Consider the following 25,400-nt stretch of genomic DNA (forward strand, 5'->3'; position numbering starts at 1 on the left):
GATAACAGCAGATTTGATAAGTAGTCTATTTTAAGCGGGCAAGTTGTACAGGAGCTTTACGTGGTGGGTGAGGGCGTTATGGATAAGTTACGAGTGTTTTTACTTGGATTGCCTCGACGTCATAAGCGAGCAATTCAGGTCCTGGCAGACGTTATACTTGTTTGGCTGGCGCTATGGATGGCGTTTGTAGTGCGTTTAGGGGTTGATGATATGATCAACCCCTTCACTCATTATCTTTGGTTATTTATCAGCGCCCCACTTGTCGCTATTCCTCTTTTTGTACGTTTTGGTATGTATCGTGCGGTCATGCGTTACTTTGGTAACGATGCGTTAGTTGCTATTGTCAAGGCTGTGAGCTTGTCATCGCTGATTTTGGGGGTGTTGGTCTACTGGTACAGCAACCACCAGAGCATTATTCCTCGCTCGATAATATTCAATTACTGGTGGTTGAGCCTGATTACGATTGGCGGGCTTCGGTTAAGCATGCGTCAGTATTTTTTGGGTGACTGGTTTGCCGCGTCTCAATACGTTCCGTTCACCAGTCGTGATGATGGATTACCGAAAGTTGCGATTTATGGTGCGGGGGCGGCGGGTAATCAGTTAGTTGCAGCGCTCCGCATGGGCAGAGTAATGCGACCGGTAGCGTTCATCGATGACGACAGTAGTATCGCCGACCGCATCATATCGGGCCTGCAAGTTTATAAGCCCAAACATATACAACGAATGATAGAAACAACAGGAGCACAAGAGATCCTGCTGGCAGTGCCTTCATCTTCACGTGGCCGACGCCGTGAAATACTGGGATTTCTAGAGTCACATTCCGTGCACGTTCGTAGTGTCCCCGGTTTTATGGATTTGGCTAGCGGACGAGTCAAGGTGGACGATATCCAGGAGGTTGATATCGCGGACTTGCTGGGGCGTGATGCGGTACCGGCTCAAGAGGAATTACTTGAGCGTTGTATAAAAGAAAAAAATGTACTGGTAACTGGAGCTGGTGGCTCCATTGGTTCTGAACTATGCCGCCAGATATTGACGTTACGGCCCAAGACACTTTTATTGTTCGAACATAGCGAATTCAATTTATACAGCGTCCTGTCTGAGTTGGAGCAACGCATCGAACGTGAATCACTTGCACTCAAAGTAATTCCGATCCTGGGTACAGTTCGCGATCAGGAAAAACTACTGGAAATCATGAAGTCCTGGGGTATTGACACGGTTTATCATGCGGCGGCCTATAAGCATGTGCCCATGGTTGAACATAATATTTCAGAAGGGATCCTTAATAACGTTATTGGGACGCTTAGCACTGCGCAGGCTGCTCTGCAGGCAGGTGTTCCCAATTTTGTGTTGATTTCTACGGATAAGGCTGTGCGTCCTACGAATGTAATGGGGAGCACTAAGCGCCTCTCGGAAATGACATTGCAGGCGCTTAGTAATGAGTTGGCCCCTATATTATTTAATGACCAATCTAATATTTCGAGGGTCAATAAAACCCGATTTACGATGGTTCGCTTTGGCAATGTACTAGGATCTTCCGGTTCGGTAATTCCACTGTTTCACAAGCAAATAAAGTCCGGTGGCCCGTTAACGGTGACTCATCCAAGCATAACGCGTTACTTCATGACCATTCCTGAGGCTGCTCAGTTAGTCATTCAGGCCGGTTCAATGGGCCGTGGCGGAGACGTTTTTGTATTGGATATGGGGGAGCCAGTTAAAATTGCCGAGTTGGCGGAAAAGATGATTCACCTTTCAGGCTTGAGTGTTCGCTCTGTGAAAAACCCGCATGGCGATATTGCAGTGGAATTTACCGGGTTGAGGCCGGGTGAGAAGCTCTACGAGGAGCTCTTGATTGGCGATAACGTAATCGCGACTCAGCACTCGATGATCATGAGTGCCAATGAAGATTACCTACCTTGGGACGTGCTGAAAATTAAGCTTTCGGAGTTATTGAAGGCCATTGACTCGGGTGACTACTCCCTTATCAGGCAACTGCTTCGTGAAATGGTAAGCGGTTATACGCCTGAGGGGGAGATCGTTGATTGGTTCTATCAACAGAAGCGCTTGAAGCCATAAATCAGAGGTGCTGATGTGGGAGCTTTTGGCTTCATAATCAGCGACCATTGCTTGCTGGTGGGAAGAGTTGCTTCGTTGTGTAGCCTTTAATTTTTAGGCTACATCAAAATCGCAGGCTTGTACCAAGGCCGATCCAGCTAGCCTTGGGGGTTACTTCACATTCTTCTTGCCGAAAACGCGCCATGCGATGAATTTTTTGAGCATGTGCATTTGCGCCATGAAGTACTTTGGATCTTTCCAGATATTAATCAAAATAGCTTTCAAGAAGCTGAACGCCAATATTGCGACGAAATAGAGATCGTGTATCCGGCCAAAAATATTCTTACGAGGTAAATGACGTTTTACGGCTTCGCTGACTTGGCATTCGATTACAATGTGGACTCGGGTGTGCGGGCTCTCATTTTTTACTTCGTGCAAAAATGACGTGTCGAGTGCCCACAGCTCACCTGGGGACATGACGACTCGTTCTTTGGATACGTTAAAAAAGACGTTGTCATTTGTAATGATCGGAACATGGAAACGAAGTCTTGCATTACTGGAGGCACCAGTCAGGTCGCGATGAGGATGCAGCACCGCGCCAGGGGACAAGTAGTAAAAGACGCAAATTCCGTTTTTTTCAGCGCCGAGAAAGTCGTAAATTTTCGCGGCGAATGGGGTGTGTGCTGGGTCCAAGTCTACTTTGTGCCATTGAATGTCTTTGTATTTACCACCTTCGTGAACACTGGATTTTTTCTGCTCCAAGGAAAGAGCCAGTTCAGCGATGCTTTTTACTTCATTATCATCAAAAAAATTTTTTTCTATCAAAAAAGCGCCAGTGTTCATTTCTTTTCCTTGTCTAATGCCTGTCTGGCCAGGGGTTGGCAACGTACTGATGACCATAAGGGGTTGGCTAGCTACACCTACGTAGATTATATCGAACTGAGCGGTGTCTCCAAGGGGTATGTGGGGAGGGGGCGCTGCTCTGGTGGTGTTTGCGACGGTAAAGCAGCGGTAATTATGAATAATTCGGTGATCTGCTCATTTTTTAACCAGTAAAGCTTGTGTTTGAGCCATTTGGCTGGCGCACTTTACAGACGGTCCTACTTCCAACGACAGAAACGTATCCGAGATGCTGGTATTTGTGCCTTAAGAAATTATTCACAATAAACTTTTTGCGATATAGTCGTCGACCTTTTGGTCAACCAGAATGGCATAATATGCTGTTTAACTCTCCGAGTATCATCTTTGTATTCCTTACTATTACGTTAATAGGATTCTATTTTCTAACTAGTAGAAAATGGATTGAGTCTGCACTTGCATCTAAGCGATCCATCACCCGCACATTCAAAACCTTAAGTTGAAATTCGTTGCTGTGCTCCCGATACTTTTCTGAAGCCAGCCCCTCATGATATGCGACTCGACGCTAAAGTCGAAAAATATACCTCTAGCCCGTACCTTTTGTCTTCCTCAACAAGCCACGCAACCGAGTGAAGATATTGTATTGGAACGCAACGGCTTCTGTCTTTGACTTAAGCGCCTCGAATCCCAACGTTTTAAAACATCGCCCGATGCCAACGACGAGGTGATGGTCCTGACTGTTCAGGCACTCAACTGGTTACTCGACGGTTTTGACCTTTGGCATAATCGTGCTCATCAGATTTTGACCCCACGCTACGTAGCCTGCCCCGGTATAATCCGGACCATGATTTCCCTACCCAATGACTTTCCTGATGATCCTGTTTTGCTCAAGCAATTGCTGTTTGAGGCGCTCAGTCGGCAGGAAGAAATTGCCCAGGCTATCAAACCCACATCGTAGACCTGAAAGAATATATTAATCTGGCGAACAACTGGAGCCGGCTGGAGCTCTATTTCGAAGCGGGTTTTTTACCCATCGACAACAATGCGGCCGAAAGAGCGATCAAGCCGTTTGTAATAGGGCGCAAGGCGTGGCTGTTCAGCGATACTCCCAATGGCCAGCGCCCGGGTTTACAGCCTGTCGAGACCGCTAAGCTCAACGGCCAGGAGCCCTATACGTGGCTGCGCCACGTACTGGAGCGGTTGCCACCTGCTTCGTCGGTATAGGGCTACGAAGCTCTGTTGCCGTGGAGCTGCTCGCCGACAATGCCACAGTAAATCCATGAACCACTTTTAGCTAGGTGGGGTTCATAGAGCACATACGATATTTCTAGTGAGCGATGGTGAAGTTTGTCTACAACTCAGACGATGCTTGGAGCTGCGACATCGCTTGAGAGGTCTCCCCCTCGCGACCTGTTCCCATTTTTGGCCGTTTAGCAATGCAGCCAGGTTCGTTGGTAAACAATGTTTTATCTCAGAGGCTTTTAGACGGACTAAAGTCAGTATCAACACAGTACGTGAGAAAAAAAACAATGACTTATTGGTGGTTGGGTGTCGCTATTGCTCTTTTGTCGTATCTGTTGACCGCGTTGCTGCGGCGGTATGCTCTTGCTAACAGTATCATTGATATTCCCACTGCCCGTAGTTCCCACTCCGTACCCACGCCAACGGGGGGAGGGGTAGCTGTTGTCGTGTCCTTCCTTTTAGCGTTGCCTTTGCTGGGATGGGGTCAGGCGGTTTCATTTCAGGCCTTGATTGCGGTTGGAGGAGCGGGTGCGTTGATCGCGATAATTGGCTTCAGTGATGACCTCAGACATGTGGCCGTTCGGTGGCGTCTATTGGGTCACTTTGCGGCCTCGGGGTGGGCGCTATACTGGCTGGGTGGCCTGCCTGAGCTAGTGCTCTTTGGAGTAACGGTAAACTTAGGTTGGGCTGGGTGGGGGGTTGCTGTTTTCTATCTGGTCTGGATGCTGAATTTATACAATTTCATGGATGGAATTGATGGAATTGCCGGCGTTGAAGCCATTTGCGCCTGCTTGAGTATGTGCCTGCTATACGCGTTGAGTGGTAAGCCAGGCTTGGTTCTACTGCCGCTATTTTTGGCAATGGCAGTAACGGGCTTTCTATGCTGGAACTTCCTACCTGCTCGTATATTTATGGGAGACGCTGGCAGTGGATTCATCGGAATCATCCTGGGTATTTTTTCAATCCAGGCGGCTTGGGCGTCCTCTCAGTTGCTATGGGCGTGGTTGATTCTGTTGGGTGTATTCATCGTGGATGCGACCTTTACATTGATCCGCCGCCTCGTGCGTGGAGACAAGGTATACGAGGCTCATCGCAGCCACGCGTATCAATTTGCCTCCCGGAGCTACGGCAGCCATTTACCAGTAACGCTTGCTGTTGTAGGTCTAAACTTGCTCTGGTTATTGCCGGTTGCAATGTGCGTGGTCATGCTAGGGTTGGACGGTGCTGTGGGTGTGGTGATTGCTTATGTGCCGTTGGTTGCGCTGGCGCTCAAGTTTCACGCGGGCGAACTGGAAAAGGCTGATATTAAGTAATGCAGTATCTGACCGCGCAATCATAAAATTCGGGAGCGTTTATGGTTGTTTTTCGCAGCACCCTTGGTGGGGAGCTACAGGCGTGCAAGAAGTCCTGCTGGAGATTCCCCTATTTAACTGACGTCTCCGTCCGGAACTCTCACCCTTTTGGAAGGTTTCCCGCTGCATGTGTATACTGTTCCCGGATTGCTAGACCTAGCCAGCAGGCGGGTGGCAGTCAACTATAGGTTCAACATCTCCCGCGTCAACAAATCCCGCTTTATCATGGTTCGCTTCGGCAATGTATTGGGCTCCTCCGGCTCGGTCATTCCGCTATTCCACAGGCAGATCAAATCCGGCGGGCCATTGACGGTCACCCACCCCAAAATCATCCGCTATTTCATGACCATCCCCGAAGCCGCTCAATTGGTCATTCAAGCCGGTTCCATGGGGCAGGGCGGCGACGTCTTCGTGCTCGACATGGGCGAACCGGTAAAAATCGTTGAACTCGCCGAGAAAATGATCCACCTCTCCGGCCTTAGCGTTCGCTCCGACAAAAATCCCCATGGCGACATCGCTATTGAATTCACGGGCCTACGACCCGGCGAAAAGCTTTACGAAGAGTTACTCATTGGTGACAACGTAGTCGCCACCCAGCACCCAATGATCATGAGCGCTAACGAAGACCATCTTCCTTGGGACGCGCTCAAGGGCAAGCTGACCGAGTTACTGGCTGCGGTGGACGAGGACGACTACACCCGCGTCCGCCAACTCCTGCGCGACACCGTCAGCGGCTACTCCCCCGACGGCGAAATCGTCGACTGGGTCTACCAACAACGCCGCCTCGAGCCGTGATTTAACACTCTGTTACTCAAGCATTTTTGACGAATCCCCAACATCACCTAAGTTAGAAAAGCAGCTTCGGAAAGCTGCTTTTCTCTTACCAATGTCATGGAGCGTCACCAATGCAAAACACCTACCTCTCCTCCCTAATCTTCGCCTTCCTCACCACGCTCTCCGTCACCACCACCGCAGCCCCGTCGATCAAACCCGAACCCCCAACCCCCATGGCGGCGCAGATGGTGCAGGCCGAGCAAGCCGCCAAGGTCAACCTGAATGCCGCCGACGCCGAAACCCTGCGTCGTGATCTCTTCGGCATCGGTGCCGCCAAGGCCAAGGCGATCATTGCCTACCGCGAAAGCAACGGGCCGTTCGCGGCGGTGGATGAGTTACTGGAGGTAAAGGGCATCGGCAAGGCGCTGCTGGAGAAGAACCGCGAGAGGCTCTCGATCAACTAAGGGGAGGAGGCCGGTCACTGACCGGCCTTTTCGTTTTCTGGAATCTGCGCCTTCAGGCTCTCACGTGCCACTTCCATGATGCGCGCGGACAGTTCCGTATTCTCGACACTCCTGGCCAGTACCAGTGCACCCACCAGGGTCGACATCATCACCAGGCTTTGCGCATCGCCACGTCCATCACCTAACGCCGTTTCAATCTGCTTGAGCCTTGCGCCAAGCACGTCGTCGGTGGTTGTACTCGGTTGGCCCCTCAGGCCCAGTTCCGAAGACATGGTGGGCAGCGGGCATCCCTGATCCGGTGAGGTCAGGTGCCATTCCGACAGGTAACTATCAATAAATGCCTGCAGCGGCCGTTCCTGGCTGAACAGCATTTCGCAATGGGCATCCAACTCCGCCGCGGCCGCCTGCAGAGCTTTCTCCACCAGTTCATCCTTGGATTTGAAGTGCGCATAGAACCCACCGTGGGTCAGGTTCAGCGCTTTCATCAGCGGCTGCAGGCCGGTGGCGCTTATACCGTCGCGGCGAAAGCGTGCGGAGGCTTCCTTGATGATGCGTTGGTGGGTCTGGGCTTTACGGTCGGGTGAGTAACGCATGAGGTTGCCTCGTGAGACGTGGCGGCACTTTAACGAAAGTTGTTTCTTTTTACACATCTACTCGGCGCTATGGGCTTTGGCATGAAACGTGATTACGTCTTCCGCATGGATTGTTCAACAATCGTGAGGTGATGATGACGCTCAGTTTGTCTTTAGCTGACCAGATTGCCCTGGAGCTGCGGGCCGACATTATCGGTGGCCGGCTTTTGCCAGGGATGGCGTTGGTCGAGGCGGATCTGGTCAGGGCCTACAACGCGTCGCGCAATACGATTCGCGAGGCGTTGCATCGTTTGGGGCAGGAGGGCTTGACCCGCTATGTGCGTAACAAAGGGGTGATGGTCCGCCGGTTGGAGCGCGAGGAAGTGCGTGATCTGTTTGTCGTCCGCCGCACCTTGGAGTTGCAGGCTATTGCCCAGAGCGGCGCGCTGACGGCTGATCAGTCCGGGCGCATGCAGAATGCGATCGAGGCCACTGCGCTGGCTCGCGAGCGCGAGGATTGGCGGGCGGTGGCGACCCACAGCCTGTTGTTCCATCAACAGATTGTCGGGCTGATGCGCAGCCCTTTGTTCGATGAGTTTTTCGCCCAGGTGATCGCTCAGTTGCGCCTGGTGTTTTGCGCGGCGCCCGATGAGCAGCGCTTCCAGTCGCCCTGGCTGGAGCGCGATCGTGAGATTTACGCGTTACTGGTCCAAGGCGATAAACCCGCGGCAGGTGATGCGATGCGCGTGTATCTGGAGGATTCGGAACGCCTGTCGTTGGCCCTGTTTACCCACCCCTGATCGAGGATCTGAATCATGTACAAAGACTATCCGGCCGCTTATCAGGTCAGCAAAGGTTCGGCGTTGCAGGTCGACGTGGCATTTTACGAGCGCATTCGTGAACGAAAAGACCAGCGCACGTTGATCGAGCAGTTCGAGGTGCCGATTCGCACGGGGAGGGCGTGGAAGGTGCCGGCCGGGCATGTGTTTCGTGTCACCACGCCGGTGGGGCCGCAGGTGGGCGACTTCAACGTGTGGAACGCTAACGACCCACGCGAACGTCTGTGGGCGGCGCGCACGCGTCAATTGCAGGGCGCGCATGTCAGCACCCATGACCGGCTATGGTCGAACCTGCCATTCCTGCGGCCCCTGGTGACCATCACCGATGACAGCCTGGCGAGTTATGGCATCGACGAGCATGGCGGTCGCCTGCACGATTTGCTCGGCACGCGCTGTGATCCCTATGTGAACCGCATGCTCACGGGGGAGGATTTCCATCATCACTGTCACTCAAACCTGACTCGCGCGGTGCTGCCCCACGGCCTGACGGAATTCGACGTGCATGACGTACTGAATATTTTCCAGTGCACAGGCCTCAATCACGACGATATGTACTTCATGAAAGCCTGCCCAGCGCAGAAGGGCGATTACCTGGAGTTTTTTGCCGAGATTGATTTGCTGTGTGCGCTGTCGACCTGCCCGGGTGGCGATCTGTCGTTGCCGATGTGGGGGCCGGATGCACAGGACCCGCTGACGGTGTGCCGGCCGCTGGGGGTTGAGATCTATCGGTTGGAAGATGAGTTGTTGAACGGCTGGAGCCAGCCGGAGCGTGCTGCCTATAAGGGGCAGCACGGGTTGCATATTGCCAAGGCGGCTTGGGAGTAACCCAAGGTTCAGCGATCCTGCGCATCCTTGGCATCGGCCTGGGCGTTGCGCTCGGCCACGCGTTTGCGTTGTTCGTCGGTAAGTTCCACCTTGTTGGCGCTGTCACGCAGCATCATCAACCCACCGACGATCGACCCGATCGCAACCACCAAAATCAACCATGCGTACCACGGCATAACGCTCTCCTTGAGGCAGATTGCCGTGGGAGAGTTTTCCCACGGTAATAACTGCTTTGAGTAACAGGCTTTCTGAGTAGTTCAGTGTAGGCCTGTTCCGCCTCATTAACCTTAGAGCCCGGTCAACATTGCGTCCGCTGGCGCATCCGCGCGATCCTGCGCGGTCAACTGGAAGTAGATGAAACCCGCCACCATGAAACCCAGGAAGATCAAGCCGATCAGCGCGTTGAACCAGGCCATGGCCACCAGGCATACCACCGCCAGCATCAGCGCAATGCCCGGCACGATCGGGTAACCCGGTGCGCGGAAGGTGCGCTCCAGCAGCGGCTCGGTTTTGCGCAGTTTGAACAGGCTGAGCATGCTCATGATGTACATCACGATGGCGCCGAACACCGCCATGGTGATCATCGCCGCGGTCAGTGTCATGCCGCCGAGGTTGATCAGGCCGTCGCTGTAGATCGCCGCGATGCCGACCACGCCGCCGGCGATGATTGCCCGGTGCGGTGTCTGAAAGCGTGACAGTTTGGCCAGGAAAGACGGCAGGTAACCGGCACGGGCCAGGGCGAAGAACTGGCGCGAGTAGCCCAGGATGATGCCGTGGAAACTGGCCACCAGCCCGAACAGGCCGATCCATACCAGCATGTGCAGCCAGCCGGAGCTTTCACCCACCACGGTTTTCATCGCCTGTGGCAGCGGGTCGTTGATATTCGACAGGGTGCGCCAGTCACCCACGCCGCCGGCGAAGAACATCACGCCCATGGCCAGGATCACCAGGGTCAGGATGCCGCTGATGTAGGCCTTTGGAATGGTGCGCTTGGGATCTTTTGCCTCTTCAGCCGCCATGGCCGCACCTTCAATGGCGAGGAAGAACCAGATGGCGAAGGGGATCGCGGCAAACATCCCGGCAATCGCCGGGGCGCCGAAGGTGTCGGAACCGGCCCAGCCATTCAGTGCGAAGTTGCTGAAGCTGAAGGCCGGGGCGACCACGCCCATGAACACCAGAAGCTCTGCGACAGCGAGCACGCACACCACCAATTCGAAGGTGGCGGCGAGTTTCACGCCGAGGATGTTCAGGCCCATAAAGACGATGTAGGCGCCGACGGCCGCGTGTTTGGGGTCCAGTGCCGGAAACTGCACGTTCAGGTAGGCGCCGATGGCCAATGCGATCGCAGGCGGTGCGAAGACGAACTCGATCAAGGTCGCGAGCCCCGCGATCAAGCCACCTTTCTCTCCGAAGGCGCGACGGCTGTAGGCAAACGGCCCACCGGCATGAGGAATCGCCGTCGTCAGCTCGGTGAAACTGAAGATAAAGCAGGTGTACATCGCCGCGACCATCAATGAGGTCACCAGGAAGCCCAGGGTCCCGGCAACGCCCCAGCCATAACTCCAGCCGAAGTATTCACCGGATATCACCAGCCCCACGGCGATGCCCCATAAGTGCAGGGTGCCTAGGGTGGGTTTGAGTTGTGTGTTCATCGTGATGCGCTCCATGAACGGTTTGGAATGTGATTCAAGGTGTTGCAGCGGACATGCCATGCCTCCCAACCGTGTCGTAAAGCGGCGCAACTGTCGTCTGGGGGATGGTTTGGCGTTTGAAATTTTCCGGTATTGCACCAGATCAGTGCGGGGGTGGCTGGTAGGGCCTCATCGGGGGCAAGCCCCCTCCCACATTTTGACCGGTGTACGCAGGCCAAGTGTGGGAGGGGGCTTGCCCCCGATGAGGCCCTCCAATCCAGCACAACCCCCCCTGTAAACCCCGCATAAACCCACTCTTTACGCCGTCTTTACGCCCCGACCACCCCGTCGCTCTCGTTCCTTTACACCACTCCTGCCGACAATTGCCCCACACGCGGCACTCGCCGCTAAACGGAGAGACTTCCATGAGCGTTCTGGACGGGGTGTCACTGCTATTGGCCGTGGCGCTGTTCATTTATCTGCTGGTTGCGCTGTTACGCGCGGATCGGAACTAGGAGCGGGCTATGCACAGTTATGACTATTGGCTGATCATCGCCTTCTTCGCCGTGGTGCTGGTGCCGGCGCCGTTTCTGGGTCGGTTCTACTACAAGGTGATGGAAGGCCAGCGCACTTGGCTCACCCCCGTGTTCGGCCCGGTCGAGCGTGCGTGTTATCGCATTGCCGGGGTAGATGAGCAGCAGGAACAAAGCTGGCAGAAATACATGCTGGCCTTGCTCGCGTTCAACCTCGCGGGCTTTTTGCTGTTGTTCGCGATCCTGCTGTTCCAGGACTATCTCCCACTGAACCCGCAGAAATTGCCGGGTCAGGAATGGACCCTGGCCTTCAACACCGCGGTCAGTTTCATGACCAACACCAACTGGCAGTCCTACAGCGGTGAAGCCTCTCTGAGCTACCTCAGCCAGATGGCTGGCCTCACCGTGCAGAACTTCGTCAGTGCCGCCACCGGCCTCGCCGTCCTGGTCGCGCTGTGCCGTGGGATCGGTCGCAAATCCACCCAGACCCTGGGTAACTTCTGGGTCGATATGACCCGCGCCACTCTCTATGGTCTGTTGCCGTTGTGCCTGGTGCTGGCGCTGTTCCTGGTGTGGCAGGGCGTGCCGCAAACCTTCGCCCATTACGTGGATGCCGTGACCCTGCAAGGCGTGGATCAAGTGATCCCCCTGGGCCCGGCGGCGAGCCAGATTGCGATCAAGCAATTGGGCACCAACGGTGGCGGTTTCTTCGGCGTCAACTCGGCACACCCGTTTGAAGACCCGACCGCCTGGGCCAACCTGTTCGAGCTGGCCTCGATCATCCTGATCCCGGTGGCGCTGGTGTTCACCTTCGGCCACTACGTCAAAGACCTGCGTCAGAGCCGTGCGATCCTCGGCTGCATGCTGGCGCTGTTCCTGATCGGCGGCGCGACGTCGTTGTGGGCCGAGTACCAGCCCAACCCGGCGCTGAACAACCCGGCCGTGGAACAGACCGCACCGCTGGAAGGCAAGGAAGCGCGCTTCGGCACCACCGGTACCGTGCTGTGGTCGGTGACCACCACCGCGGCGTCCAACGGTTCGGTCAATGGCATGCAGGACAGCCTCAACCCGCTGAGCGGGATGGTGGCACTGGTCAACATGATGGTCGGCGAAGTGATCTTCGGCGGCGTCGGCGCCGGCATGTACGGGATGCTGCTCAACGTGTTGATTGCCGTATTTCTCGCCGGCCTGATGATCGGTCGCACCCCGGAATACCTGGGCAAGAAACTCCAGGCCAAGGAAGTGCAGTTGCTGGTCGTGACCCTGCTGGTGATGCCGGTGGGCGTGTTGGTACTGGGTGCCATCGCCGCGAGCCTGCCCGGCCCTGCCAGCGCTATCAGCAACCCTGGCCCTCACGGCTTCAGCCAGTTGCTTTACGCCTACACCTCAGCCAGTGCCAACAACGGTTCGGCGTTTGGCGGTTTCAGTGCCAACACCCCGTTCCATAACTTGATGTTGGGCCTGGGCATGTTGATCGGTCGTTTCGGCTACATCCTCCCGGTACTGGCCCTGGCCGGCAGCCTGGCGATGAAGAAAACCGCACCGATTGGCCAGAACAGCTTCCCCACCCACGGCCCGCTGTTCGTGACCCTGTTGACCGTGACCATTTTGCTGGTGGGCGGCCTGACCTTCCTGCCAACGCTGGCGCTGGGCCCCATTGCTGAACACTTGAGCATGGGTTTCTGAGGGATATGAAAATGAATATGCCTGCAAAAAACGCGACCCCGGTCAAACACCAGGAACCCGCCAAAACCGCTATTTCCGCCCTGTGGCGCCCGGCGCTGGTCCAGGCGTTCGTCAAGCTCGACCCACGCCAGCTGCAACGCTCGCCGGTGATGCTGGTGGTCGAGCTGACCGCGATCCTCACCACCGTGCTGTGCTTTGTGCCGGACACGGCGGTGCCGACCTTCGTCGCCGTGCAGATCGCCGTGTGGCTGTGGTTCACCGTGCTGTTCGCCAACTTCGCCGAAGCCTTGGCCGAAGGGCGTGGCAAGGCCCGCGCCGACAGCCTCAAGGCCGGCAGCGAGGGCTTGAGCGCGCGCCGCAAGGAAGCCGATGGCAGTTTCAAGGTCGTGCCCGCCACCAGCCTGCGCAAAGGTGATGTGGTGCGCGTCGCCGCCGGGGAAATGATCCCCGGCGACGGCGAGGTCATCGAAGGTATCGCGGCGGTCAACGAAGCGGCGATCACCGGTGAATCCGCCCCCGTGATCCGCGAGTCCGGCGGCGACCGTTCCGCCGTCACCGGCAACACACGCCTGGTCTCGGACTGGCTGCTGATCCGCATCACCGCCAACCCTGGCGAGTCGACCCTGGACCGCATGATTGCCCTGGTGGAAGGGGCCAAGCGCCAGAAAACCCCCAATGAAGTCGCGCTGGATATCCTGCTGATCGGCCTGACCCTGATCTTCCTGCTGGTGGTAGTGACGCTGCAACCGTTCGCTCACTTCGCCAATGGCAGCCTGCCCTTGGTGTTCCTGGTCGCCCTGCTGGTAACGTTGATTCCGACCACCATCGGGGGCTTGTTGTCGGCCATCGGTATCGCTGGCATGGACCGCCTGGTGCGCCTCAATGTCATCGCCAAGTCCGGCCGCGCCGTGGAAGCGGCGGGGGACGTGCATGTGTTGCTGCTGGACAAGACCGGCACCATCACCTTTGGTAACCGTCGCTGCTCGGCCGTGGTCGCGGCACCGGGTGTGAGCGGACGGGAGTTGGCTGAAGGCGCACTGCTGGCCTCGCTGGCGGATGACACGGCGGAAGGCAAGTCCATCGTCGAATACCTGCGGGCCTTGCATCCTCAGGCCGAGCCGTCCCTGGATGAATTGACCGCCGTCCCGTTCACCGCTGAAACCCGCTTGTCGGGCGTCGACTACCAGGGGCGCGTGTTCCGTAAAGGCGCCGTGGATTCGCTGCTGGCGTTTATCGGTCAACCACGCAGCGACTTGCAACCCGCGCTATCGCGGGAAATCGACAAGATCGCCCAGAGCGGTGGCACACCGTTGCTGGTGTGCGCCGATGGCAAGTTGCTGGGGGCGATCCATCTCAAAGACGTGGTCAAGCCTGGCATTCGGGAACGTTTCGCCGAACTGCGCAAGCTGGGGATTCGCACCGTGATGGTGACCGGCGACAACCCGCTGACCGCTGCTGCGATTGCGGCCGAAGCCGGCGTGGATGACGTACTCGCCGAAGCCACTCCAGAGAAAAAACTCGCACGCATTCGCCATGAGCAAAATGACGGTCGCTTGGTTGCCATGTGCGGCGACGGTGCTAACGACGCCCCGGCGCTGGCCCAGGCGGACGTCGGCATGGCCATGAACGACGGCACCCAGGCCGCTCGCGAGGCCGCCAACATGGTCGACCTCGACAGCGACCCGACCAAGCTGCTGGACGTGGTGCAGATCGGCAAGGAATTGCTGGTGACCCGTGGCGCGCTGACAACCTTTTCCATCGCCAACGACGTGGCCAAGTACTTTGCGATCCTGCCGGCGCTGTTCGCCTCGATCTACCCGCAATTGGGTGTGCTCAACGTGATGCACTTGCAGAGTCCGCAAAGCGCGATCCTCTCGGCCATCGTGTTCAACGCGCTGATCATCGTGGTGTTGATCCCCCTGGCCCTGCGCGGTGTACGGGTGCAAGCGGCGAGTGCGGCGGCATTGCTGCGGCGCAATCTGTTGATCTACGGGTTGGGCGGGATCCTGGTGCCATTCGTGGGCATCAAGGCGATCGACATGCTGCTGACAGCATTGCACCTGGTTTGACCCGATGCCCGTGGGCACCATCCCCGTGCCCACAGGTTGCAAAGACCGAATTGAGGAGTTTGAAATGTCCAACATAATCCGCCCGGCCCTGAGCCTGCTGGTGCTCATGACCCTGATCACCGGCGTCGCCTACCCACTGGTGGTAACCGGTGTCGCCCAAGTTGCCTTCCCGGACCAGGCCAACGGCAGCCTGGTGCGTGATGCCAGCGGCAAGGTGCGTGGCTCCAGCCTGATCGCCCAGGATTTTACCGGTGACAGCTGGTTCCACCCACGCCCTTCGGCGGGCGCGTTTGCTACCGTGTCCAGCAGCGCCAGCAACCTTGGCCCAAGCAATCCGGCGCTGGCCACCCGCGTGTTCGACGATGCGAACAAGCAACTGGTGCCGAGCCAGGGCCCAGTGCCTCTGGTGTCGCTAGCTACCTCTGGCAGCGGTCTTGATCCACACTTGCCACCCGAGGCGATTGCCTATCAACTGGCGCGGGTAGCGGCCGCGCGGAATGTGCCGGTGTCCACGCTGCAACGCTTGCTGGATGCGCATATCGAAAGCCCGCTGGTGGGGCCGCCAGTGGTGAATGTGCTGGCGCTGAACATGGCGTTGGAAAAACTATGATCCTCTGTAGGCACGTGCTTGCTCGCGAAGGTCGTTAACGATGACGCGGGCGTCCAGCATGAACGCGGCGCTCTTGAGTTTTTCGCGAGCAAGCTCGCTCCTACCCTAAATTGTTGAAGGACCCCTGCATGAGCGACTCCGGCCGCGCCGATGCTTTCCTAGCCGATCTGCCCCGGGACGGGCGTGGTCGGCTCAAAGTCTTCCTCGGCGCCGCGCCGGGGGTAGGCAAGACCTACGCCATGCTCCAGGCGGCGCACACCCAGTTGCGCCAGGGCGTCAAGGTGATCGCCGGCGTGGTCGAAACCCACGGCCGCGCCGAGACCGAGGCCTTGCTCAGTGGCCTGCCGCAACAACCGTTGCTGCGCAGTGAATACCGTGGCGTGATGCTCGAAGAGATGGACCTCGACGGCCTGCTCGCCGCCAAGCCCCAACTGGTGCTGGTGGACGAGCTGGCCCACAGCAACGCCCCTGGCAGCCGCCATGAAAAGCGCTGGCAAGACATCCAGGAGCTGCTCGCGGCTGGCATCAACGTGTTCACCACGGTCAACGTCCAGCATCTGGAAAGCCTCAACGACCAAGTGCGCGGCATCACCGGCGTACAGGTGCGCGAAACCCTGCCGGACTGGGTGCTGCAAGAGGCCGACGAACTGCTGCTGATCGACCTGCCGTCCCGCGAGTTGCTGGAGCGCCTGCGTGACGGCAAGGTGTATGTGCCCGAGCAGGCCCGCGCGGCCATCGACGCATTTTTCACCCAGACCAACCTGATGGCCTTGCGCGAACTGGCGATGCAAACCGCCGCCGCCCACGTCGATGATGACCTGGCCCAGGGGTATCGCCAGCTCGGCCAGGCCGCGCCAGCGGTGCGTGGTCGTTTACTGGTGGGGATTGATGGCGATGCACAAGCCGAGCGTCTGGTGCGACATGCCAGCCGCGTGGCCCAGCGTCGGCATTTGCCGTGGAGCCTGGTGCATATCGACAACGGCCGCGCACGGGACGAACAATCGCGCCTGCGCCTGCAAAATGCCCAGCAACTGGCCGAACGCCTGGGCGGTGAAGTGGTACTGCTGCGCGCGGGCGAGGTGGCCAAGACGTTGATCCAGCATGCCGCCGAACGTCGCGCCAGCCTGTTGCTGGTGGGGCAGTCACGGCCACGCTGGCGGCGCCGGCTGTTTGGTGGGGGGCTGGCGGCGCGGTTGTTGCGGAATGCGCACGGCCTAGAAATCAGCGTGCTCTACAGCGACGACATGCCGCCGCCGCCTCGCCTGCCCGAGGTGCATGGGCTGGTGTGGTTCGATTACGCTTTGGCGGTTGTCGCGACGGTCGTCGCGGCGGCCGTGGCCTGGGGCGTGTCCAGTGTGTTGCCGCTGCCGAATATCTCGCTGGTGTTTCTCGCTGCGGTGTTGCTGGTGGCGGTGCGTAGCAGCCTGGGGCCGTCACTGGTGTGTGCGGCGTTGTCGTTCCTGACGTACGACTTCCTGTTTATCCCACCCCGTTTTTCCTTCGCCATCCAGCGTGAAGAGGACGTGCTGACGTTGCTGTTCTTCCTGCTGATGGCGGCGCTCACCGGCAATCTTGCTGCGCGACAACGCCGGCAGCTGCAGGCTTTGCGCGATACCCAGGAAGAAACCAGCGAACTGCTGGACCTGTCGCGCAAGCTTACGGCGGCCACGGATCGCCAGGCGGTGATCAGCGCGGCGGCCCATCATCTGGAAGGCTGGAGCGACCTGGACTTGTGCCTGGTCAATCGCGACGGCCAAGGCGATTGGAAAGTCGAGACCGGTGGCCCGCTGGTCTTCACCGAAGCCGAGCGCGCTGCCGCTGATTGGGCCTGGCAGCACGATCAACCCGCCGGCAAAGGCACCGGCACCTTGCCACTTGGGCGCTGGTGGTGGTGGCCGCTGTCAGGTGAAGAGGGCCCGCTGGGCCTGCTCGGTGTCAGTGCAAAACCGGGCCTGGAATTGAGCGGCCAACGCCGTCGCCTGCTGACGGCCTTGAGTCAACCGCTGGCGCAGGCGTTGGCGCGGGCGCAACTGGCGCAGGAACTGGAGTCGGCGCGCCTGCACGGCGAAACCGAGCAACTGCGCAGCGCCTTGCTCGCCTCGGTGTCCCATGATTTGCGTACGCCGTTGACCTCCATGCGTGGCAGCATCGACAGCCTCCTGGCGCTGGGTGAAGCTATCCCGCTGGAGGATCGCCGCGAGTTGCTCGAAGGTACCCGTGACGAAGCCGAGCGCCTCGACCGCTACATCCAGAACCTGCTGGACATGACGCGCCTGGGCCACGGCGCGCTGAAGCTGGCGCGGGATTGGGTGTCGCCCGGCGATATCGTCGGCAGTGCCCTTGGCCGTCTGCGTGCGGTGCTGGCGCCTTTGCAGGTGAGCACTGATGTGCCGCCGGAACTGCCGTTGCTCTATGTGCATGCGGCCTTGATCGAGCAAGCCCTGGTCAACGTGCTGGAAAATGCCGCGCGGTTCTCGCCGCCCCAGGGACGTTTGCAACTGAGCGCCGGAGTGTCGGGCAACCAGCTGTTTTTCGCCGTGGCCGATGAGGGGCCGGGGATTCCCGAGGACGAGCGCGCGAAGATTTTCGATATGTTCTACACCGCTGCCCGGGGCGATCGGGGCGGGCAGGGCACCGGGTTGGGCCTGGCGATCTGCCAGGGCATGGTCGGCGCCCATGGCGGCCATATCAGCGTCGCCGATGGCATTGACGGGCGGGGCACCTGCATCACCTTGTTCCTGCCGTTGCCGGCACAGCCTGGCCTGGAGCGCGAGGCGTGAGCTACTCTCTTTTTTTTATGGATTTTGATTGGACACCATGAGCCAGACCGCGACGATTTTGGTCATCGATGACGAACCGCAGATCCGCAAATTCCTGCGCATCAGCCTGGCCTCCCAGGGGTACAAAGTGATCGAGGCCGGCAGCGGCAACGAAGGCCTGGCGCAGGCGGCATTGAGCAAGCCGGACTTGCTGGTGCTCGACCTTGGCCTGCCGGATATGGACGGCCAGCAAGTGCTGCGCGAGTTTCGCGAATGGTCGACGGTGCCGGTCCTGGTGTTGTCGGTACGGGCCAGTGAGATACAGAAGGTCGAGGCCCTGGATGGAGGCGCGAACGATTACGTCACCAAACCCTTTGGCATCCAGGAGTTTCTCGCCCGGGTGCGTGCATTGCTGCGTCAGGCGCCCGCGGGAGAAGCCCAGGAAGCGGCCTTGAGTTTCGGCCCGCTGACGGTGGACCTGGCTTATCGTCGCGTGTTGCTGGATGGCGAGGAAGTGGCACTGACCCGCAAGGAGTACGCGGTGCTCGCACAACTGGCACGCCACCCCGGGCGGGTGATTACCCAGCAGCAATTGCTCAAGGACATCTGGGGCCCCACCCACATCGAAGACAGCCATTACCTGCGCATCGTGGTGGGCCATCTGCGTCAGAAACTGGCGGACGATCCGACGCAGCCACGGTTTATCGTGACCGAGGCGGGGGTAGGGTATCGGTTGTTGGGGGCTTAGCCCTCAGCTCCAGCACACCGTTCAGCGCTGTTCACTTTCATAGCGATCCAGCGTATCGCTGGCAATCTCCCTGCCCAGGGCGATCAACTCCGGCGCCTTGTAGAACTCGAAAAACCGACACACCCGTTTCGGCACGTTGATCAGGATATCCGGCGGATAGCCGGCGATCTTGTACTGCGCCAACGACGTCTGCATCACCTCGAAGCTCTGGTTGATCAAGTCCAGCAGCGACGCCGGCCCGACGTTATCGATGATGAACGAGCCCGTGGCCGATTTCGGCGCCCCGGCCTTTTCGGGCGCGGCGGCAGGTTGCTGGGATTCGGGTTCAGCCGATTCCAGCCATGGGTTGATCTCGGCCGCCTGGGCCTGCAAGGCTTCCTGTTCCAGCTTCATCAGTTGCTCGGCCTGCTTGCGGCGAAACGGCAGGTGCGAACCCAGTGACTTCGCCAGGCTGTTGAACCGGCTCTTGAATGCCGGCGGGCGTGGGATCACGGGTAAATGGTAGTGCTTCTGGTTGGTGGCGTTGAGGTTCACCGCGATGATCAGGTCGCAATGGCTCGACACCACGGGCACGATCGGCAGCGGGTTGAGCAGGCCGCCGTCCACCAGCATGCGGTTGCCCTGCATCACGGGCGTAAACAGGCTGGGGATCGCCGCCGAGGCACGCATGGCCTGGTGGAGGCAGCCTTCCTGGAACCAGATTTCCTGCTGGTTGGTCAGGTCGGTGGCCACGGCCGTGTAGGGGATGCGCAGTTCTTCGATATTGATTTCGCCAACGATCTTGCGGATTTGCCCGAAGACTTTCTCGCCACGGATCGCACCGAGACGAAAACTGACGTCCACCAGGCGCAAGACATCCAGGTAGTCGAGGCTTTCGATCCAGTTTCGATACTCATCGAGCTTGCCGGCGGCGTAGATCCCGCCCACCACCGCGCCCATGGAACAGCCTGCGATACAGGCGATGTCGTAGCCGCGCCGTTCGATTTCCTCGATCACCCCGATATGGGCATAGCCCCGGGCCCCGCCGGAGCCCAGCACCAAGGCAACACGCTTTTTCATGGTCGATGTCCTTCATTAAGCAGGCGCTCACAATGCATCCATTGAGGGGGCTGCTTCAATCTTCATGAACCGTGCAATAATTTTCCAGAATAGCGCCTCGGCTCGGGTATGCTCTGGCAATAGGCGCTTCTGATTTCAGGCTATGGATAAGGCACTTTTCCTTGTAGGCAACGTCTACACCGTACGACTGTTTTTCTTATTTTGAGGTGTCATCGATGAAAGCCTGGATGTGTGTGCCTGTGATCATGTTGGCCCTGGCCGGTTGCGCCGGGAAAACCGCATACCGCGACAGCTGCGGCACCCAATTGGATGCAGCGTGGAAAGAGTTGGACCTGGCCAAGGCCGAAGGCTTTGCCGGCACCGTGAGCTATTCCAAGGCCTTGTCCCTGTTGACAGGCGCGAAGACCCAGCAACAGTTTGAAGCGTTCGAAGGCTGCTCCAACAAAGCTGAAAAGGCGCGGTTCTATATTCGTGAGTCGCGCGCTGGGCGTTGATCCCAGGGAGCGAATAGGGTTTTTCATCGAGAAGTGAGGGCAGGATGTCAGCTTTGGTCGATCAGTTAGTCGCTCAGGTCATTGGCCTGGAAGTAGGGTTACTGAGCTGCCAGGCTCGCCTTGCCGCCGTTACCGATGATGAAGCCCTGCATGATTTGCGCACTACCGTGCGACGCCTGCGCAGCTTGTTGCGCCCTTTGCGTGGGCTGCCGGGCGTCGAACACCTTGAATTGGCCGCCAGCACGGTCGGCCAATTGACCACTCCGCTGCGTGACCGTGAAGTACTGGCCGCCTACCTGCACCAGCATGGTCACCACGACGCCGCCGACCGCCGCCTGCGGCTGCAGCCCGATGCGTACCGCCAGGTGGCTCAAGGTCCTGAGTTGGCTCACCTGCTGCAAATTCTCGATGCATTCCCACGGTTTATCCGAGCGTCCCAACACCAGAAATTGCTCAAGGGCTTGCGCCTGCGCATCGAGAAACGCCTGGCCAAGCAATGGCAGAAACTCGACGAAGCACTGAAGGATCCCAGCCATGATCGCCACCGTTTGCGGTTGCTGATCAAGCGCGTGCGCTATGCCGCCGAAGCCTATCCCGAACTGGACAAGCTCCCGGCCAAAGCCTTGTCGCGCCTGAAGGATGCCCAAGGCGCGCTTGGCGATTGGCATGATTGCTGGCAATGGTTGGCCCAGGCCGAACATCAAGCCGATCTGCAGCCGTGTGTCGCGGTATGGCAACGCACCATGGTCAAGGCTGAAGGGCAGGCGGACCGAGTGCTGGATAAACTCAGCGCCGATTGTTTTTAAACCGGTCCGGCTTTTGGCCGGAATAGGCGCTGTACCTGGCCGTCACGATGGTTAAGATCCAGCATCGGTTTTCTTGATGTGAGGTCGCCATGCGCTTTAGTGATTTGCTCGACGCTGCCCGTAGCCACCCGTTGGATATCACCATCCCCGCAGAATGGGCCCAGGGCCGTGCGACCTTCGGCGGCCTGGTCGTCGCTTTGCAATACGAAGCTTTGCGCGCCCACGTGCCTGCCGATCGGCCATTGCGCTCGCTGGCGGTTACCTTCGTCGGTCCGGTTGCGCCCGATGTACCCGCAAGCTATCAAGTCGAAGTGCTGCGCGAAGGCAAGGCGGTCAGCCAGTTGCTCGGTCGTGTGGTGCAAAACGGCGAAGTTGCGACGCTGGTGCAGGCCAGTTTCGGCGCGTCCCGCGAGTCGCAGATCTTGGTAGATAGCGAACCGCCACCGACGTTCAAGCATTGGGATGAGTGCCAGGAACTGCCGTATATCAAGGGCGTCACCCCCGAATTCATGCGGCACCTGGCGATGCGTTGGAGTGTCGGCGGCCTGCCATTTACCGGCAATAAATCCCGTGACATGGGCGGCTGGGTTCGGTTGCGTGGGGATGTGAAAGAAGAACCACTGACCGAAGCGCACATCCTCGCACTTGTCGACGCGTGGCCACCGGCCTTGCTTCCGCACCTGAAGAAACCGGCACCGGGCAGCACCCTGACCTGGACCATCGAATTCATCCAGCCGCTGCAAAACCTCACCACCCTCGACTGGTGCCAGTATCACGTCAACATCGAACACGCCCGCGACGGCTACGGCCACGCCGCCGCTGCGCTATGGAGCCCGACCGGCGAACTGATCGCAATCAGCCGCCAGACCGTGGTGGTCTTCGCCTAAACCGGCTATCAGTGGTGGTGGCGCTGACGCCAGGCGCGCCACCAGCCGCCGCTCAACACAAAGCGTGGGAAGGTCACGAACTGCTCGACAACCAGGCGCTGTACGGCGTCTTTACGGTCACTGAACGGCTCGCTGGCTTGAACTTCCAGGCGATGACCCTGCCGCTGCAAGCCCAGGCCGGCGAGGATACCGACAACACCCACCGCAAAACTGGCCAAGCTCAGGCTGAATACACCGGAAACGATCAACAGGAAGCCGATGATAAACATCGGCACGGCGATCAGGTGCAGCGCCAGGTTTGTCGGGTGCTGATGGTTTTGCGGGTAGTTGCGCCATTGCCAGGCGGGGAGATTGGGATGACGTTTGCCCATGATGGTGAATCCTCTGTCCGTTGAAATAACATGGGGAGAGTTTAGGTGGGGGTGGGCGGGGGAGCGAATTGGCGTTTGCTATGACACTCATAGTTAGCGTTCAGTGCATCGATGCTTTGTTTTTACTAAATTTCGTCCGACCAGTCGTAATCTTCTGGTCCAGGACAGTTCATATAAACCGAGGGACCGGATAGGGAAAGCCATCTGGTCTTGAATTCAATAGAGGCATTTTTAGATTTTGCAGCTAAGAAAAAGTACTCGTTTTCTTGCTTTATTGTTATGAGAAAAACTTCCCTAATGGGTAGGTTTATTATTTTCAAATCGCTAATTTCTGAGCAGGTCAGTCCAATTCGGCATGCGTTGTATCCTTTATCTTTCCATTTTTCAGGCAGGCATTCAGGAAAATCTGGTATGTCAAAACCTATGCCCAAGTCATTGTTATCATTTTCTATTCGCAGTGAATGTATATAAGTTTTTCCGATTTCAACTGGTTGCTTGAAAAGCTTGTTGAAAAAAATAGTTCCATCAAGATCATTCCAATGCTTCATTTTTTTCCTTGAAAGTGTGGGCGGCGGGGCCTGGGGCAACGCGGACGGATTTATTTAATGGAGCAGTGAATAGAATGTTCAGACTGTAAAAAGTTCTGATCCCTTCCTAGTCCTGTTTTTCTGTTGTGCTCGTTTTTATGTGTTTTTTGTGCGGTTTATGTAGAAGTGAATATCTTCAATATTTATTTTGTTAAAGAGGTTTCTTGTTTTTTCGAGAATGATTTCATTCTCGTGGCTGGTTTTATAGAAGAACTGAGCTGCGGCATGTGTTTCTGAATCGTAAAATCTGCATAACAATATATTGGCATGCGACTCCAAAAAGACCCTGATTTTCTCAGGGGTGATGAGATTTTCAAATACTGTCATTTTGAACCAAAGTTCCTCTATTTCTGTTTCGGATTTTTGAATAACTAGAACGGCGTTGTGTGATCCATCTAAAGCTAGGTTTTGTATTTTTCTAGGGTTGCTTGGGCGGTTTTTAATTGTGGAGTAGATGTTGCTGTTTTCATTTTTTTACAGAGGTCTCCAGTGGTAAGTGTATTGGATGTATATTTTTTAAATAAGTACTCTTCGGCTTTAGAGTTAAATCCTACAGCTGTTGTTGATGTTCATTCTCTTTTTGTAGGCCATTCTTCTGAAAATCTCTTGGAAAAAAGTGGGGCTATTTAACCGAGCAGTGAGTCGGATCTTTAGCCTATAATAGTTCTGTCCACTTTCTGCTACCTTTCTGTTAAAAATTTTCATCATTACCTCTGATGTAAACGTTAGGGTCGCAAATTGAGATGCTCTTGGCCTTAAATTCGATTAAGGAATTTTTATTGGCAGCATAGAAGCAGAGTTGACCCTTTTCTTTTTTTACTTTTACGTAAAAATTATCTCGGCCGGGTATGTTGAGTATTTTTAGATCGCTAATGCCATGACAATCAACACCAAGTCTGCAAACGTTGTAACCTTTGTTTTTCCATTTTTCCGGTAGAAAATCTGGGAAATCAGGTATGTCGAACCCAATCCCCAAAGACGGTCGATCATTGTCTATTTGTAAGGAGAAGAGAGTGATTTCTCCTATCTCTACAGGCTGGCTAAAAATTTTTTCAAAAAATATATTTTTATCTAGTTCATTCCAGTATTTCATTTTTTTTCCTGAAGAAGTAGTGTGCTTCTGCGTCGATGAGTTTTCCGTTCCGCGGTTGTTCAATAGGTCGTAGATTGAAATGTGTTGTTTGATCTCCAATTCCATCTGCTCTACCGTATTTATGCCCTGCAGAATGATCTTGAATAAGGACTTGCGAGCCATCTTTTCTTGTAAATTGATATACCCTCGTCTTGATAGGGTGGCCGGTGGCATCCAGTATTTTTTTATCATTCAAATCGGTCATGTTTTCTATTTTGTACTGTGTCGTCCGTCCTGTTTTCGGGTGGGTCATCACATCTGGGCTCTGATTCATCGGTATATGGGCATCTCTTTTAGCTTGCCTGAAAGCCCCCTTACGAGAAACGTCAGGGGCACCCGGTTCAGTAGGAGTAGCGCAAGCGGGATTTTTTCTTATTGATCCAGGGCAATTTGCGCTGAGCCCCAAAGGATCAACCCACCCGGTCGGGTTGGGCGCGTACAAGTACGCATTGATCCCACCCGCCAACTTCACCGGATCCGGTGTCAGGTAACGACCAACATCCGGATTGTAGTAGCGATGGCGGTTGTAGTGCAGCCCGCTTTCCGGGTCGAAGTACTGACCCTGAAAACGCAGCGGGTTGTCGACTTCTCCGATGTCTAGCCGGGTGATTTCGCCGTAGGCGCGGTAGTGCGCGGACCAGACGATTTCACCCTCGGGGTTGGTGAGTTCCTGGGGTGTGCCGAGGTGGTCGAGTTGGTAGTGATAAGGCTTGGTGTCTTTTGGGCCGAAGCCTTCCAGCAGGACGAGCGGGCGAAAGCTGTCCGGTTCGTAGAGGTAGCTGCGATGCTTTTCGGCGTGGTGTTCGGCAACCAGTTTGTCGCCTTGCCAGAAAAACTCCGTGGTGATGTTGTCGACCGTCTTGCTGATTCGTCGCCCAAACGGGTCATAGCGATAGCTCGCGGTTTGGCCGTCGGGCTGGGTAATGCCGATCAGCCGATGCTGGCAGTCGTAGCGGTATTCGGTAATCAGCGCGTGCCCACGGCCACGGCGTTCGCGGATCAGGTTGCCGAAGGCGTCGTAGTCGTAGTGGCGGTCGCCCTGGATCATCA

Annotated in this window: 24 protein-coding genes and 2 pseudogenes; 17 read left to right on the top strand and 9 right to left on the bottom strand. The window is 56.8% G+C overall.

The annotated features are described in order from the left end of the window. Positions 1 to 78 precede the first annotated feature (78 nt). Positions 79 to 2,073 (top strand): polysaccharide biosynthesis protein, encoded by a 1,995-nt coding sequence (locus ACODSV_RS11100; protein WP_150055069.1) that lies wholly within the window; start codon positions 79 to 81, stop codon positions 2,071 to 2,073. 150 nt (positions 2,074 to 2,223) lie between these two features. On the opposite strand, the gene ACODSV_RS11105 is transcribed toward ACODSV_RS11100, so the two are convergent. Further along, entirely contained in the window at positions 2,224 to 2,895 is a 672-nt protein-coding gene (locus ACODSV_RS11105) for an aspartyl/asparaginyl beta-hydroxylase domain-containing protein (RefSeq protein ID WP_190300923.1), read from the bottom strand. A gap of 742 nt (positions 2,896 to 3,637) precedes the next feature. Between ACODSV_RS11105 and ACODSV_RS11110 the strand changes: the two genes are divergently transcribed. The 5 genes and pseudogenes from ACODSV_RS11110 to ACODSV_RS11130 all read left to right on the top strand — a co-directional run bounded on the left by ACODSV_RS11110 (position 3,638) and on the right by ACODSV_RS11130 (position 6,742). After that, complete coding sequence (locus ACODSV_RS11110; RefSeq protein ID WP_190300922.1) at positions 3,638 to 3,868, top strand: hypothetical protein; 231 nt, start codon at positions 3,638 to 3,640, stop codon at positions 3,866 to 3,868. Positions 3,869 to 3,888: 20 nt separating this feature from the next. Then, positions 3,889 to 4,134, top strand: a pseudogene (locus ACODSV_RS11115) (IS66 family transposase); the annotation flags it as partial. Between the two features lie 305 nt (positions 4,135 to 4,439). Continuing rightward, positions 4,440 to 5,465 carry an MraY family glycosyltransferase gene (locus ACODSV_RS11120; protein WP_150055071.1) on the top strand — a complete coding sequence of 342 codons (1,026 nt, stop codon included), beginning with the start codon at positions 4,440 to 4,442 and terminating at the stop codon, positions 5,463 to 5,465. A gap of 240 nt (positions 5,466 to 5,705) precedes the next feature. Beyond that, positions 5,706 to 6,299: pseudogene (locus ACODSV_RS11125) on the top strand (polysaccharide biosynthesis protein); the annotation flags it as partial. Positions 6,300 to 6,409: 110 nt separating this feature from the next. Continuing rightward, a complete protein-coding gene (locus ACODSV_RS11130; protein WP_150055072.1) occupies positions 6,410 to 6,742 on the top strand; it encodes a ComEA family DNA-binding protein in 333 nt (110 codons plus the stop codon). Between the two features lie 14 nt (positions 6,743 to 6,756). Here ACODSV_RS11130 and ACODSV_RS11135 read toward each other — a convergent pair whose 3' ends face one another. Next, a complete protein-coding gene (locus ACODSV_RS11135; protein WP_024074177.1) occupies positions 6,757 to 7,335 on the bottom strand; it encodes a TetR/AcrR family transcriptional regulator in 579 nt (192 codons plus the stop codon). Between the two features lie 134 nt (positions 7,336 to 7,469). Here ACODSV_RS11135 and ACODSV_RS11140 point away from each other — a divergent pair, with 134 nt between their 5' ends. Further along, positions 7,470 to 8,114, top strand: coding sequence for a GntR family transcriptional regulator (locus tag ACODSV_RS11140; RefSeq protein WP_150055073.1), 645 nt, complete (start codon positions 7,470 to 7,472; stop codon positions 8,112 to 8,114). Between the two features lie 15 nt (positions 8,115 to 8,129). Further along, positions 8,130 to 8,978 carry an urea carboxylase-associated family protein gene (locus ACODSV_RS11145; protein ID WP_150055074.1) on the top strand — a complete coding sequence of 283 codons (849 nt, stop codon included), beginning with the start codon at positions 8,130 to 8,132 and terminating at the stop codon, positions 8,976 to 8,978. 8 nt (positions 8,979 to 8,986) lie between these two features. Here the strand turns inward: ACODSV_RS11145 and ACODSV_RS11150 are convergent, their stop codons facing one another. After that, positions 8,987 to 9,154 (bottom strand): DUF2897 family protein, encoded by a 168-nt coding sequence (locus ACODSV_RS11150; protein WP_012722955.1) that lies wholly within the window; start codon positions 9,152 to 9,154, stop codon positions 8,987 to 8,989. Between the two features lie 111 nt (positions 9,155 to 9,265). Further along, entirely contained in the window at positions 9,266 to 10,630 is a 1,365-nt protein-coding gene (eat, locus tag ACODSV_RS11155) for an ethanolamine permease (protein ID WP_024074180.1), read from the bottom strand. Between the two features lie 404 nt (positions 10,631 to 11,034). On the opposite strand from eat, the gene kdpF reads away from it, so the two are divergent. The 6 genes from kdpF to ACODSV_RS11185 all read left to right on the top strand — a co-directional run bounded on the left by kdpF (position 11,035) and on the right by ACODSV_RS11185 (position 19,014). Then, positions 11,035 to 11,124, top strand: a complete 90-nt coding sequence (gene kdpF / locus ACODSV_RS11160; RefSeq protein ID WP_003218754.1) for a K(+)-transporting ATPase subunit F — start codon at positions 11,035 to 11,037, stop codon at positions 11,122 to 11,124. 9 nt (positions 11,125 to 11,133) lie between these two features. Continuing rightward, positions 11,134 to 12,828 carry a potassium-transporting ATPase subunit KdpA gene (gene kdpA / locus ACODSV_RS11165; RefSeq protein ID WP_102625646.1) on the top strand — a complete coding sequence of 565 codons (1,695 nt, stop codon included), beginning with the start codon at positions 11,134 to 11,136 and terminating at the stop codon, positions 12,826 to 12,828. Between the two features lie 11 nt (positions 12,829 to 12,839). Next, positions 12,840 to 14,897, top strand: a complete 2,058-nt coding sequence (kdpB, locus tag ACODSV_RS11170) for a potassium-transporting ATPase subunit KdpB (protein WP_370694633.1) — start codon at positions 12,840 to 12,842, stop codon at positions 14,895 to 14,897. Between the two features lie 64 nt (positions 14,898 to 14,961). Beyond that, the gene (kdpC, locus tag ACODSV_RS11175; protein ID WP_150053901.1) at positions 14,962 to 15,507 is read left to right on the top strand and encodes a potassium-transporting ATPase subunit KdpC; all 546 of its coding nucleotides are present in this window, start codon (positions 14,962 to 14,964) and stop codon (positions 15,505 to 15,507) included. Positions 15,508 to 15,635: 128 nt separating this feature from the next. After that, positions 15,636 to 18,287: a sensor histidine kinase gene (locus ACODSV_RS11180; RefSeq protein ID WP_024074184.1), complete on the top strand. Its 2,652-nt coding sequence runs from the start codon at positions 15,636 to 15,638 to the stop codon at positions 18,285 to 18,287. Between the two features lie 37 nt (positions 18,288 to 18,324). After that, positions 18,325 to 19,014, top strand: coding sequence for a response regulator (locus ACODSV_RS11185; protein WP_041160871.1), 690 nt, complete (start codon positions 18,325 to 18,327; stop codon positions 19,012 to 19,014). A 21-nt stretch (positions 19,015 to 19,035) separates the two neighbouring features. Here the strand turns inward: ACODSV_RS11185 and ACODSV_RS11190 are convergent, their stop codons facing one another. After that, positions 19,036 to 20,073 (bottom strand): patatin-like phospholipase family protein, encoded by a 1,038-nt coding sequence (locus tag ACODSV_RS11190; RefSeq protein ID WP_024074186.1) that lies wholly within the window; start codon positions 20,071 to 20,073, stop codon positions 19,036 to 19,038. A gap of 215 nt (positions 20,074 to 20,288) precedes the next feature. On the opposite strand from ACODSV_RS11190, the gene ACODSV_RS11195 reads away from it, so the two are divergent. The 3 genes from ACODSV_RS11195 (at position 20,289) to ACODSV_RS11205 (ending at position 22,260) form a co-directional block, all read left to right on the top strand. Beyond that, the gene (locus ACODSV_RS11195) at positions 20,289 to 20,567 is read left to right on the top strand and encodes a hypothetical protein (protein WP_024074187.1); all 279 of its coding nucleotides are present in this window, start codon (positions 20,289 to 20,291) and stop codon (positions 20,565 to 20,567) included. Positions 20,568 to 20,611: 44 nt separating this feature from the next. Further along, the gene (locus tag ACODSV_RS11200; RefSeq protein ID WP_069075536.1) at positions 20,612 to 21,373 is read left to right on the top strand and encodes a CHAD domain-containing protein; all 762 of its coding nucleotides are present in this window, start codon (positions 20,612 to 20,614) and stop codon (positions 21,371 to 21,373) included. An 89-nt stretch (positions 21,374 to 21,462) separates the two neighbouring features. Then, entirely contained in the window at positions 21,463 to 22,260 is a 798-nt protein-coding gene (locus ACODSV_RS11205) for an acyl-CoA thioesterase (protein ID WP_150053902.1), read from the top strand. 8 nt (positions 22,261 to 22,268) lie between these two features. Here the strand turns inward: ACODSV_RS11205 and ACODSV_RS11210 are convergent, their stop codons facing one another. The 4 genes from ACODSV_RS11210 to ACODSV_RS11225 all read right to left on the bottom strand — a co-directional run. Beyond that, a complete protein-coding gene (locus ACODSV_RS11210; RefSeq protein ID WP_102625643.1) occupies positions 22,269 to 22,631 on the bottom strand; it encodes an Mpo1-like protein in 363 nt (120 codons plus the stop codon). A gap of 125 nt (positions 22,632 to 22,756) precedes the next feature. Further along, the gene (locus ACODSV_RS11215; protein ID WP_150053904.1) at positions 22,757 to 23,179 is read right to left on the bottom strand and encodes an Imm50 family immunity protein; all 423 of its coding nucleotides are present in this window, start codon (positions 23,177 to 23,179) and stop codon (positions 22,757 to 22,759) included. A 730-nt stretch (positions 23,180 to 23,909) separates the two neighbouring features. Next, the gene (locus ACODSV_RS11220) at positions 23,910 to 24,311 is read right to left on the bottom strand and encodes an Imm50 family immunity protein (RefSeq protein WP_150053905.1); all 402 of its coding nucleotides are present in this window, start codon (positions 24,309 to 24,311) and stop codon (positions 23,910 to 23,912) included. Continuing rightward, on the bottom strand, positions 24,295 to 25,400 hold a 1,106-nt coding region (locus ACODSV_RS11225), incomplete at its 5' end, for an RHS repeat-associated core domain-containing protein (RefSeq protein WP_489047331.1). The genes ACODSV_RS11220 and ACODSV_RS11225, both read right to left, overlap by 17 nt.

This window comes from Pseudomonas sp. FG86, from assembly GCF_057808775.1.